We start from the raw sequence: 11,349 nt of genomic DNA, 5'->3' as shown, positions 1-11,349 counted from the left end.
ATATAACTTCGGGATGAGAACCCCGTCGGTTCGTCGGAGCGTAACCCTCGTTAGGATAAGCTTCGCAGTCTCGAACGAAGAGAGAGCATCCCCTACGGGTCACCACTTTCTATATAACCTCGGGATGAGAACCCCGTCGGTTCGTCGGAGCATAATCCTCGTTAGGATAAGCTTCGCAGTCTCGAACGAAGAGAGAGTATCCCCTACGGGTCACCACTTTCTTATATGGCAGCCGCACGATTGTCATCGAGAGCCATTAGCTCAGTTGGTAGAGCACCTGACTTTTAATCAGGGTGTCGAAGGTTCGAGCCCTTCATGGCTCACCATTTTTATGAAGTAACGAAATGATGTATCCCTTATATTATGCGGTAGTGGTGGAATGGCAGACACGCTATCTTGAGGGGGTAGTGGGTGTATACCCGTGGAGGTTCGAGTCCTCTCTACCGCATACGAACATTAAGAAAAAGCTCCGCACTTTGTGCGGGGCTTTTTTTTGCGTTTAAGATATCAGAAAGTATAAACTTCGAAGCATGGCTTACCTGATATCGCAAGAAAAACAACATCTAAACGCGATCTGTCTTCTCTAGAAAGTACGTCGATAGACGTTTTTCTTATATCAAGGTTTACATAGGATTCATCACGGTTTTCATCGATTTTTCAGTGCGCGTTTATGCAAAACGGGTGTTTCATCTCTGGTCAGAAGTTTAATATCATAACGTGGACGAGCAACAACTTCAAATTACCTATAAGGAGTGATTCAGAATGGCTAATAACAACAATGGAAAGATGAGCCGTGAAGAAGCAGGACGTTTAGGTGGAGAAGCAACTGCGAACAAACATGACAAAGAATTCTACCAAGAAATCGGACGGAAGGGCGGCGAAGCAACTTCCCGTTCCCATGACAAAGACTTTTATCAGGATATCGGTAAAAAAGGCGGAGAATCCACGTCAAACTCTCATGATAAGGAATTTTATCAGGAAATCGGCCAGAAGGGTGGGGAAGCGACTTCCGACTCTCATGGCAGAGAATTCTATGAGGACATCGGACGCAAAGGCGGCGAGGCTACCTCGGATTCCCACGGACGTGAGTTCTATCAAGAGATTGGGCAGCAGGGCGGCGAAGCCAGAAGCGACAGCAACGGGGACGGCAAGATGAGCCGTGAAGAAGCGGGCCGTAAAGGCGGCGAGGCGAGAGCTAGGCAGCGCCAACGGGGGAACTAATGACAATCCGGCGGATTTGAGAAAAAGTTTCCCTTGGAGGGACTAAACTGCTCACATGCAAAAGATCCGCCTCATCCACACCATTTGAAAAGCAGCAGCTACGACTCCCTGACAGGGAGCACGTGGCTGCTTTCTTTTTGCCTTACATCGTCATGCGATAAGGTGGAAAAGAGAAGATCGTGCTGGACTTTTGGGACGGTGTGTGATAATTATATGATAATGATAACCATTCTCATTTAAGGTTGGGGTCTGTACATATGGTAAACCTATCGACGAATAGCAGTAGCAAAAAAGCTCCACGTGAATACAGCGGGCTCATGGCCCGTTTATGGAATATGGATATTGTTCATGGGCATGAGCTCTCCTTGGAGCAGCAGTTGGCAGTGCAGCCGGCCCTGATCATCCCGCTGAGCGGAGAAACCTGTTTACAACAGGCAGAGCAAATCACCCGTATGAATAAGGGATGTGTTTATTTTTGTGCAGCAGGGTCTACTTTCGGAATTACGACTGCCGATCACAAGAGTTCCGAAGAACACGAGCAAGCTTCGGTTGCAATACTTCATTTTAGTTTCATGGAAGGTGTCTCAGGCTGCGGTCGATTGCATGAGGTGGACGGCACCACTTTCATGCCCTATGACGGCATCTTTGTCATCAGCTCTCCGGACCGCTTGAATCTCGTCTGCCGGTCGATGTATAAGGATTTTCACAGCAAGGAGCCCATGAAGCAGTGGAGGGTTCAGTTGGATTTTCAAGAGCTGCTATATACGATGATTGCCGAATGCAGCCCATACTCCAAGAATGATAAGCGGCAAGCGCTGGAGCGGGTGAAGGAGTATATCGAGGAACATTATGATGAAGATTTAACGATTGAACAATTGGCGAACCTCTCCGAGCTGAGTCCTAAATATTTTGTAGAAGTATATAAGAAGACGTATGGGTACAGCGCAATGGATTATTTGGCCCATGTCCGTTTGAACAAGGCGAAGCAGCTGATGCTGGGCTCGGATTCTTTGCTGCGTGAAGTGGCGCATATGGTGGGGTATAAGGATGAATTTTATTTTAGCCGCAAGTTCAAGAAGGCATTCGGGATCTCCCCCTCGGTGTATATGAAGACAAGGAAAAATAAACTGGCGATGTACGGCTCCACAGCCCTCCTGGGTTACGCCATGCCGCTGGATTTCACGCCGTATGCGGCTCCCCTCCATCCGAAGTGGTCCCAGCATTACTATAACCTTCTTGGGCCGGATATCCCGGTCCATCTGGATGCATACCGCCAGAATCATAACAAATATGCCAATCTGGAGAAGCTGGCCTCGGCACGCCCGGAGCTCATCGTCTGCGCACAGGGGGTGGAGGATTGGGAGAAGGAGCAGCTTCGGCTGATTGCCCCCCTCTACGAAATGCCGGCAGAGCAGGAAGGGTGGCAGTTTAATCTGTTAGGTCTCGCTAAATTGCTGAACAAGCTGCCTGAAGCAGAGCAATGGATTGAAACGTTTCATCATAAAATATCGACTTATCGTGAGAAGCTCCCCATTGTAATGATGGAAGCACGCACGCTTTTGACCGCACGCCTGCATCAGGATGACCTGATGGCTTACAGCCATCCGGGCATGAAGGAACTATTATTTGATTATTTCAATTTTCAGCCGGCGCTGCCTGTGGACTGGGAGGATGCGGGATGTATAACGATTGAGCAGATCAAGGAGAGCCGCGCAGACCATATCCTGCTCTTGATCCGTCAGGATTCGGAAACGCTGGCGAATTGGAGAAAACTGCAGGCAACGCCGGAGTGGATGACCATTCCCGCGGTGCGAGAAGGAACGTTCCATCCATTATCCTCATACCCTTGGCGCGAATACTCTCCCATTGCGATGGAGCAGATGGCGGAAGAGGCCTTCCGGTTGTTTTCCGGAAATTGTCCATGAGGAATCCGGTTATTTGTCCATGGAACTAAGAGAGCAAATCCTATACTATAATCAATAATGATAATCATTATCAATTATTGAGTGATCATAGATCATGGAAGGGGTATTTGGAGAGAGATGAAACGAATGAAATGGGTTTTGGGGTTATTGCTGGCATTTGCGTTGGTACTGTCCGCTTGTGGTGGAGGTAACGAGGCTAAAGATACAGACGGAGCAAGCACGAATAATGCAGCAGAAAGCACGAATACAGCCGGGGAGGATAACGCTGCAAAAGAAGAAGCGACCCCCGCATCGTCCGATACTAAAGTTGTGAAATACCTTGATCAGGAATATACGCTTCCGGCCAAAACGGAGCGCATCGTCATTACGGGTGCCGTTGAAGCCATGGAGGACGCTATTGTGTTGGAAGTGAACCCGGTTGGAGCTATCACCTTCTCGGGTAAATTCCCGCCGATGTTTGAGTCGATCACGAAGGACGCCCAGTCGATTGGTGAGAAGATGGAGCCGAATTTCGAAACGATCCTGTCTTTGAAGCCGGATGTGATTTTGGCATCGTCCAAAGCCAAGCCTGAAGTCATTGAACAGTTGAACAAAATTGCTCCCACGATTCCGTACTCCCATATCTCGACCAACTGGGAAAGCAACCTAAAATTGCTCGGCGAGTTAAGCGGCAAACAGGAACAAGCGGAACAGGACATTGCGAAATATAAAGAGGACTTGGAAAAAGTCAAAGCGACGATTGGAGATAGCCTGAAGGACAAGAAAGTTCTGGCGCTTCGGATTCGTGCAGGTGAGATGTACATCTATCCGGCAGAGGTGTTCTTTAACCCGGTATTGTATGAGGATTTGGGGATTGAAGTACCGGCTGAAGTAGCCGCAGCGAAAGCACAGGAGCTGATCTCGAAAGAGAAGATTGCAGAGATGAATCCGGATTACGTATTTGTCCAATTCTCGCCAGATGAGAATAAAGATACGCCGAATGCTTTGGAAGAACTGCAGAATGATCCAATCATGAAGAATTTGAATGCATTCAAGAACGGCACCGCTTTTGTCAACGTGGTGGATCCACTCGCTCAAGGCGGAACTGCGTACAGCAAAATCGAGTTTCTGAAAGCTGCGGTCGAAAGTCTGACAAAGTAACATCAAACATTTCAGTATAAACCTATAAGGCGTGTTGTTCATGGGGTTCAAAAAATCACTGCCGGCTGTCATCCTTGTGATGGCCCCGGCAGTCTGTTTATTACTCATAGTGGCCTCCATCATGTATGGAGCCAAGAATATTACGATGGATACCGTTTGGGATTCCATCTTTGCTTTTGATTCGGAGAACATCGATCATCAGATTATTGTGAGTTCCCGATTGCCGAGAGTCGTCGGCGCAATGCTCATCGGCGCTTTTCTCGCGGTATCAGGTGCGTTAATGCAAGGAATGACAAGGAACTATTTGGCGTCCCCATCCATCATGGGGGTATCCGACGGTTCGGTGTTCGCGGTGACACTGTTCATGGTATTTATCCCGAACGCCAGCTCCAATATGTACATCGTCAGTTCGTTGATCGGCTCCGCCATCGGAGCAGCCGTCGTGTTTGGCTTGGCATGGCTTATTCCTGGCGGACTCAGTCCAGTTCGACTGGCTATACTCGGAACCGTAATCGGGACGTTTCTTAGCGGTACCGCAGAGGCATTGGCGGCTTATTTTCAAATATCGCAAAATATCAGCTTCTGGTACAATGCCCGACTGCACGCAATGGACCCGGAGCTGATTAAATTGAGCATTCCGTTTGCAATCGTCGGTTTGTGCCTTGCCATTGTATTGTCCAAATCGATCACGCTGTTGTCGCTCGGGGACGAGACGGCCAAGGGGCTCGGTGTGAATACATGGCTGATCAAAGCCCTTGCGATGCTGGCTGTTGTTATTCTGACCGGCGTATCTGTGGCCCTGGCGGGTAAGGTTGCCTTTGTAGGCTTAATTATTCCTCATATTGCCCGTTTCCTGTCCGGCTCGGATTATCGATGGATCGTACCGGTGTCGGGCGTGCTTGGCGGCATGTTTCTGGCATTATGCGATATTCTCGCACGGTTTGTGAATGATCCGTTTGAGACGCCGGTGGGTGTTATAACTTCGTTGATCGGGGTTCCTTTCTTCCTCTATTTGATCAAGACGAGGGGAGGGGCTCAGCGTGCGTAACACCTATTATCGATTCCCGATTGTTCTGACTGGAGGAATCTTGGTGGTACTGACTGCCGTATATTTCAGTCTGACTAACGGGACGTTTGATATGTCGATCAAGGAAGTATTTCAAACTTTGCTCCGGTTGAATCCCAATTCGGATTTTGATCTTGTTGTGTTTGAGTTCAGGCTGCCTCGTATTGTGCTTGGCGCTCTCGTCGGGTTTGCGCTGGGTATGGCCGGTGCCGTTATCCAGGGGGTTACTCGCAACGGACTCGCGGATCCGGGCATACTCGGCATCAATGCAGGTGCAGGCATGGCAGTTGTGTTGTTTATGTTCCTGCTGCAAGGGCAGATCACGATGACCGGCTGGCTCGGGGTTATGATGATGCCCATGTTCGGTATCGCTGGCGGCTTGGCGGCGACTACGGCCATATTTATGTTCGCGAGAGAAAACGGAAAGCTGGATCCGCAACGGCTAATTCTTGTGGGGATAGCGATTGCATCCGGCTTTGGGGCTATTACGATGTTCCTCTCGCTGAAAATGAATCCATCGGATTATGAGATGGCCGTAGCTTGGCTGGCCGGCAGCCTTCACAGCGCCAATTGGAAGTTCGTGGTCACGATGCTTCCTTGGCTCATTATACTGCCGCCTGTCATTTGGCTCCGCTCTCAAGTGCTCGACTTGTTCCAACTGAGCGAGGAAAGCGTGAAGAGTGTCGGGGTATCCGTCGAGCGTGAGAAAAAGGTATTGCTTCTATGCAGCATCGGTTTGGTCAGTGCGAGCGTTGCCGTATCAGGCAGCATCGGGTTTGTCGGTCTGCTCGCTCCGCATCTGGCGAGGCAACTGGTTGGACTGCGGCATAGGCATATCATCCCGATCAGCGGTATTGCAGGTATGGCGATTGTGGTCATAGGTGATTTCATCGGCAGAACGATATTCGCTCCGGCCGAGCTGGCTGCAGGCATTGTGGTGTCCGTGATCGGGGTTCCGTATTTTGTCTATCTATTAATTCGCATGAGAAAATAAAAGCAGCTTTCGGGAGGATCACATGAATCGTTATCAACAGCTGGTGGTTGAGGACAGGGAACTCACACTGTATTTACCTCCTTCTTATCATGAGTCGGACCGTTCCTATCCTGTTGCCTATGTACAGGATCAAGGAGATATGTTTACGGACTGCCTCAACTATCTGAATCATCTGTTTGCAGCAGGCCAACTGGTCGAGGTCATCCTGGTCGGCATATCGTCTACGAACCGGAATCGTGAGTATACGCCTTGGCCGGCTGAGCCGCTGTTGGAGGGCAATCCGCCTTTCGGCGGGGAGGGCAGAGCTTATGTCGATGAGGTTGCGGATGTCATCAAGGCGTACATAGATAGACAGTACCGTACACTCACAGCACCCGAACATACAGCTATCATTGGCGGTTCCTTTGGCGGTTTGATCTCGATGTTCGCGGGGTATTGGCGCGCCGAGACCTTCGGACGGATCGGGATGCTGTCGGCTTCGTTATGGTATGACGGGGTTATGGATTACATCAGACAGGAGGAAGAATTGCCTGCTGGGCTGAGGGTTTATATGTCTGTTGGACAGTTGGAAGGTGCGTATAAGGAAAATGCGCAGAAACATATGTTTTCGAATAACGTCGAGGCCCATCGGTTCTGGATCGAACAAGGGGTGAGCCCCGAGCGGCTCCAGCTGGCGGTAGATCCTGATGGAACCCATGATCCCATCTTTATGGCCAGAAGATTTCCGGATGCACTGCGGTGGTTGTTCGTCAAAGAAGAAGAAGTCCAAGAATCCGAGATGGCGCGTTCTCAGCATGAAGGTAAGGATCATCACGAAAAGGATGAAAAGCGCGATAACCGCGATGACCATAACAATAACCACGAAAAGGATTCTTTGTTTCGCATACCGGGAACGGTGACATGGTCCATGCAATCCGACGTTACCGGCCGTGAATACCGTATTTTCATTGCCGAACCGATGGGACCGCCACCCGAAGGAGGGTATCCTGTGTTATATTCGCTGGATGCCAATGCGACCTTTGGATCGCTTGCGGAGGCAATTCGGGTGCAATCCCGGACGCCCCGCGGCATTCCCTCGGCGCTTATTGTCGGGATCGGCTTTGACAGTGACAGTCCCATCGTGAGCAGCGAGCGTTTTTATAACTTTACTGAATATGCGGAAGATCATGAACTGCCGGTCCGTCCTAACGGATTGGATTGGCCGGAAACGGGCGGCGTTGAAGCATTCCTTACGTTTATCGAGGTTCAGCTGAAGCCGGCCGTGGAGCGGCAATACGCGGTGAACCGTTCGAAGCAGGCGCTGTTCGGGCACTCGCTCGGTGGTTTTTTCACCTTGTATACATTATTCACCAGACCGGAGACCTTTTCGCGGTATATTGCGGCTTGTCCTTCGGTGTGGTGGAAGAACTATGTGCTGTACAAGCGATGGGAAGAGGGAAAAGCGCGTTTACAGCAGAGTGGGCAGCGCAAAGAGCTGCGTCTCTACGTGGGAGCCGAGGAGAAGCCGTCTATGGTGCAAGACGCCAGGGAACTCTATGCATTCCTCAAAGGGCATGATGAGGTGCTGGAGACTACGTTCGATGAAATTGAGGGAGAAGGCCACGTCTCGGTGCTGCCTGCTCTGATAAGCCCTCTGCTTCGTTTTGTGAACGCGTAATATGAGAATGATGCCTTAAGCATGAAGAAGCAGCCTCATATCCAGTGATAAAGCCGGATAATGAAGCTGCTTATTCAGTGTTGTTGCATGTAGGCAGAGAGTTAATCGAGTAATTCCGGATCATCAAGGATGGAAGAGTACTTCGGGTATAATCTGCGAATGCAACCCGGACAGATATCATGGGTGAATTCAATAGGGAGGCGGCTCTCCAAATAGCTCTCCACAGGTTCCCACTCTTCCGCGTGGTGAACGTATTTGCATACGGCGCAGATCGGAATATGCCCGGGAAGGGGAAAGCTGTGAGCCAGCGCTTGTTCCAGCAGCAGTTCCTTGCGTTTGAACTTCGTAATATCCGTAAATAATATCATAGCTCCGTGAATACGGCTGTCCTTGTTGATAAGCAGCGGCAGTACCTCACATAAAACCCAGTTCTCTTGGCCGTTCCATTGCACCGCATATTCAAAGGAATAATCAGACAGCTTACCCAGCATAACATCTCTTACGGAGGGCACATCCAACTCATGGAAAAAATGATCAAATGAAGCCAAACTCAAGGGCTGGGAAGCGATATTAAAAAAAGATGCCCCCTCCCACCCAAACTCAGCGGAAACACCATATCTTTCGGCCATGGTAATGAGTGGATCGTTAATTTTGTCTATGATGCCATCCGGGGAAATGATCATCAGTCCTTTATTCAAGGAATGAACCGCATTATTCCAGGATGTGATCATGGTATCGTAGGGCAAATGACTCGCTCCTCATACTGAATAGACTCATGACTAAAAGATACAACGTTCCATGAGTACTATGGTATAATTTAGGCAATATATGTTGATTATACACTTAATTAAGTTGTTTTGCAAGAGAAAAATACGTACATAAGTAATTTTCTTTCAAAGAGAACTAGGAAGGCGGTTGTTTGATGCAGTCTATTTACCAACGAATCGAACATCTCATAGAAAGCCGAGGTATGACCAAGAAGGCGTTTTGTGAAACCCTCGGGATCAGCACAGGAAATTTTGGTGATTGGAAAAGGGGGAAAACAACGCCGAGCACGAATAAATTAATTGAGATTGCAGCATTCTTTTCCGTAAGCTTGGATTGGTTGATTATTGGCAAGGGCAACCCTACCCGAGTCAGGGAGGCGCGTGGGGAGTATGGAGTGGACTCGGAATCATCCGATCTTCCCTTAATGTCCGGATTGGCAGAGAATGAGAAGGAGTTTATCCGTGAATATATTGAGTTTTCAGCCTACCGGAAGGAAAAGCGAAACGACTAGAACTAGCTGCTCTTGCGCCTAAGCCAATGACCCATAATTTGGTTCTTTACTTTTGTATGATGGAACAGTATAATAGGGAATGTTCGCTACAGAACATCCCTTATAACATGCGGTAGTGGTGGAATGGCAGACACGCTATCTTGAGGGGGTAGTGGGTGTATACCCGTGGAGGTTCGAGTCCTCTCTACCGCATACTTTATGAAGAAGCTGTTTATCAAGAGGAATTCTTCCTTTGATAAACAGCTTTTTTGTTTGCCTTTGCGAGCTGGGAACATGCTGTTTCTTTTGCGAGTTGCCCTATTTATCGTTTCAATTTGTGCTGCAAGTTTAAAGAATACATGTAGAGACCATAATAGGGCATGAAGGAGATGAACGAGCATGAAACCATTATACACAGCAGATGTAAAAGTCATTGGAGGGCGTGAAGGCTCTGTTGAATCTACGGATGGGGTGCTTAATCACAAATTAAGCATGCCGAAGGAGCTTGGAGGACCGGGCGGTAACGGAACCAATCCGGAGCAGCTGTTTGCGGCCGGCTATGGCGCTTGTTACGAAAGCGCCCTGGCTAATATCGCCCGTAAAGAGGGCGTCGAGCTCAAGGACGTTGTGATACACTCCCAGGTGATGATCGGAAAGGACGAAGGCGCTGACGGCTTTAAGCTTGCAGTGAAGCTAAAGATCGAAATGCCGGGTATCGAACGAAGCCAGGCGGAGGATCTCGCGAAGAAGGCGCACGCATTTTGCCCTTATTCCAAGGCAACCCGAGGCAACATCGACGTGGAGTTAAGCGTAAGCTGACCATAAAGGAAGGAATTCGGATGGCTCTCTATAATGGAGGGTCATCTTTTTTGTCGGCTTATGATGCTGAATATGAAACTTTTTACATGATACTCCGTATTTCAGTTAAAGCTATGAAATGGAAAGGGGCGCTTAAGATGCGTATTGAACAAATGATAGAGGAACGGTTTGTATGCAGCAAATGTGGAGGGAATCACTGCCAGACGAAAGAGGTCTCGATGTCAGGGGCCGGGCTGAGTAAGATGTTTGATATTCAGCACAATCATTTCCTATTTGTTTCCTGCACGAACTGCGGATATGTGGAAGTGTTCAACCCGGATATATTAGAAGGTAAAAAGAGGGGGCAGCTTGGCTCGATCCTGGATGTGTTCTTCGGTTGACATCACCCCTAAAATTCTTTAATATGACTAAGTACCAGAAAGTACAAACCAGTCATAGGGAATTTAAATAAAATAAACGGGTGATGAACATGCCATACAGACCGCAGATTGCAAATGTGACCACAGCTGGAAGCAATGAAAAAGAAGGGCTTTACGAATTCATTATCCACACGGCTGACGGAACGGATATTCGCGTATTCTATAACCGCTTCCCGGAATGGAAACTGACTGCGCTTAGCCGACTTGGGAAAGTACCTTGCCCGGTTTGTCGTAAGGATTTCATATGCAAATGCATGGAGAAATTCTCAAACGAATTCGACCAGCAGTTGAAAGACGGCGAGTGGCTGAACAAAGCTGCTGAGTAATAAACCAATAAGCGTACTTGATCAAGCGTAGGAGAGGGCTCCTGCGTTTTTTCTTGTTTATGGGTATGGGAAGGGAGCGAAGGAGTATATGAAGGATCGTACAACGGAAAATCATGAGGAATATGCCATTGTGCTGATTGATGGTGTGTGCCATTTGTGCCAGGGTCTGACGCAGTTCATTATCAAGAGAGATCCTGCGGGTGCCTTTCGCTTTGCTTCGCTGCAATCGGAGATTGGGCAGGAGCTGTTGAGGCAGGGAGGACTTAATGGAGATACAACGGAGACGATGGTGCTGATTGAACAGGGGAAGTATTACACAAGGTCGACGGGCGCTCTTCGGATTGCACGACGACTTCGTTTTCCTTGGCCGCTGTCGTATATTCTGATCCTGATTCCCCCTTTTTTGCGGAACCTGGTGTACCGCTGGGTGGCGAAGAACCGTTACCGGTGGTTCGGTCAATCCACTGAATGCATGGTTCCGACGCCGGAGATTCGGCGCCGGTTTTTGTCCTAATTCGATCTTG

General features: G+C 48.9%; 12 protein-coding genes and 3 tRNA genes. 14 read left to right on the top strand and 1 reads right to left on the bottom strand.

Features of this window, described 5'->3' with window-relative positions; all coding sequences use genetic code 11:
• Positions 1-250: 250 nt before the first annotated feature.
• The 8 genes from CRG97_RS26895 (at position 251) to CRG97_RS26860 (ending at position 8,003) form a co-directional block, all read left to right on the top strand.
• Positions 251-326: transfer RNA gene (locus CRG97_RS26895), tRNA-Lys, on the top strand.
• Positions 327-365: 39 nt separating this feature from the next.
• Positions 366-448: transfer RNA gene (locus CRG97_RS26890), tRNA-Leu, on the top strand.
• Between the two features lie 314 nt (positions 449-762).
• Positions 763-1,221, top strand: a complete 459-nt coding sequence (locus CRG97_RS26885; protein ID WP_098748717.1) for a KGG domain-containing protein — start codon at positions 763-765, stop codon at positions 1,219-1,221.
• A 257-nt stretch (positions 1,222-1,478) separates the two neighbouring features.
• Positions 1,479-3,146: an AraC family transcriptional regulator gene (locus CRG97_RS26880; protein WP_098748716.1), complete on the top strand. Its 1,668-nt coding sequence runs from the start codon at positions 1,479-1,481 to the stop codon at positions 3,144-3,146.
• A gap of 117 nt (positions 3,147-3,263) precedes the next feature.
• Positions 3,264-4,286: an ABC transporter substrate-binding protein gene (locus tag CRG97_RS26875; RefSeq protein WP_098748715.1), complete on the top strand. Its 1,023-nt coding sequence runs from the start codon at positions 3,264-3,266 to the stop codon at positions 4,284-4,286.
• A gap of 40 nt (positions 4,287-4,326) precedes the next feature.
• The gene (locus CRG97_RS26870; protein ID WP_098748714.1) at positions 4,327-5,334 is read left to right on the top strand and encodes a FecCD family ABC transporter permease; all 1,008 of its coding nucleotides are present in this window, start codon (positions 4,327-4,329) and stop codon (positions 5,332-5,334) included.
• Entirely contained in the window at positions 5,327-6,346 is a 1,020-nt protein-coding gene (locus CRG97_RS26865; protein ID WP_098748713.1) for a FecCD family ABC transporter permease, read from the top strand. The genes CRG97_RS26870 and CRG97_RS26865 overlap by 8 nt, the downstream gene beginning before the upstream one ends.
• Positions 6,347-6,368: 22 nt before the next feature.
• A complete protein-coding gene (locus CRG97_RS26860) occupies positions 6,369-8,003 on the top strand; it encodes an alpha/beta hydrolase (protein WP_098748712.1) in 1,635 nt (544 codons plus the stop codon).
• A 101-nt stretch (positions 8,004-8,104) separates the two neighbouring features.
• On the opposite strand, the gene CRG97_RS26855 is transcribed toward CRG97_RS26860, so the two are convergent.
• Positions 8,105-8,749, bottom strand: coding sequence for a PAS domain-containing protein (locus tag CRG97_RS26855; RefSeq protein ID WP_098748711.1), 645 nt, complete (start codon positions 8,747-8,749; stop codon positions 8,105-8,107).
• A gap of 176 nt (positions 8,750-8,925) precedes the next feature.
• Between CRG97_RS26855 and CRG97_RS26850 the strand changes: the two genes are divergently transcribed.
• The 6 genes from CRG97_RS26850 to CRG97_RS26825 all read left to right on the top strand — a co-directional run bounded on the left by CRG97_RS26850 (position 8,926) and on the right by CRG97_RS26825 (position 11,339).
• Positions 8,926-9,282 carry a helix-turn-helix domain-containing protein gene (locus CRG97_RS26850; RefSeq protein ID WP_076324662.1) on the top strand — a complete coding sequence of 119 codons (357 nt, stop codon included), beginning with the start codon at positions 8,926-8,928 and terminating at the stop codon, positions 9,280-9,282.
• 109 nt (positions 9,283-9,391) lie between these two features.
• A tRNA-Leu gene (locus tag CRG97_RS26845) sits at positions 9,392-9,474 on the top strand.
• A gap of 186 nt (positions 9,475-9,660) precedes the next feature.
• On the top strand, positions 9,661-10,080 hold the full coding sequence (locus CRG97_RS26840; RefSeq protein WP_076324661.1) for an Ohr family peroxiredoxin: 420 nt from the start codon (positions 9,661-9,663) through the stop codon (positions 10,078-10,080).
• 137 nt (positions 10,081-10,217) lie between these two features.
• On the top strand, positions 10,218-10,460 hold the full coding sequence (locus tag CRG97_RS26835) for a zinc ribbon domain-containing protein (RefSeq protein WP_006212369.1): 243 nt from the start codon (positions 10,218-10,220) through the stop codon (positions 10,458-10,460).
• A gap of 89 nt (positions 10,461-10,549) precedes the next feature.
• A complete protein-coding gene (locus CRG97_RS26830) occupies positions 10,550-10,825 on the top strand; it encodes a hypothetical protein (RefSeq protein WP_098748710.1) in 276 nt (91 codons plus the stop codon).
• 88 nt (positions 10,826-10,913) lie between these two features.
• Complete coding sequence (locus CRG97_RS26825; RefSeq protein WP_098748709.1) at positions 10,914-11,339, top strand: thiol-disulfide oxidoreductase DCC family protein; 426 nt, start codon at positions 10,914-10,916, stop codon at positions 11,337-11,339.
• The last annotated feature ends 10 nt before the right edge of the window (positions 11,340-11,349 follow it).

Origin of the sequence: Paenibacillus sp. EZ-K15 (assembly GCF_002573715.1) — a bacterium.
Classification (GTDB): domain Bacteria; phylum Bacillota; class Bacilli; order Paenibacillales; family Paenibacillaceae; genus Paenibacillus_AQ.
The sequence above is the reverse complement of the archived record's forward strand: the minus strand, read 5'-3'. Positions and strand labels throughout refer to the sequence as shown.

Coding starts and splice junctions, on each gene's coding strand:
- CRG97_RS26825 (WP_098748709.1), top strand. CDS start 10,914: ATGAAGGATCGTACAACGGAAAATCATGAGGAATATGCCATTGTGCTG.
- CRG97_RS26840 (WP_076324661.1), top strand. CDS start 9,661: ATGAAACCATTATACACAGCAGATGTAAAAGTCATTGGAGGGCGTGAA.
- CRG97_RS26885 (WP_098748717.1), top strand. CDS start 763: ATGGCTAATAACAACAATGGAAAGATGAGCCGTGAAGAAGCAGGACGT.
- CRG97_RS26870 (WP_098748714.1), top strand. CDS start 4,327: ATGGGGTTCAAAAAATCACTGCCGGCTGTCATCCTTGTGATGGCCCCG.
- CRG97_RS26880 (WP_098748716.1), top strand. CDS start 1,479: ATGGTAAACCTATCGACGAATAGCAGTAGCAAAAAAGCTCCACGTGAA.
- CRG97_RS26835 (WP_006212369.1), top strand. CDS start 10,218: ATGCGTATTGAACAAATGATAGAGGAACGGTTTGTATGCAGCAAATGT.
- CRG97_RS26860 (WP_098748712.1), top strand. CDS start 6,369: ATGAATCGTTATCAACAGCTGGTGGTTGAGGACAGGGAACTCACACTG.
- CRG97_RS26830 (WP_098748710.1), top strand. CDS start 10,550: ATGCCATACAGACCGCAGATTGCAAATGTGACCACAGCTGGAAGCAAT.
- CRG97_RS26850 (WP_076324662.1), top strand. CDS start 8,926: ATGCAGTCTATTTACCAACGAATCGAACATCTCATAGAAAGCCGAGGT.
- CRG97_RS26875 (WP_098748715.1), top strand. CDS start 3,264: ATGAAACGAATGAAATGGGTTTTGGGGTTATTGCTGGCATTTGCGTTG.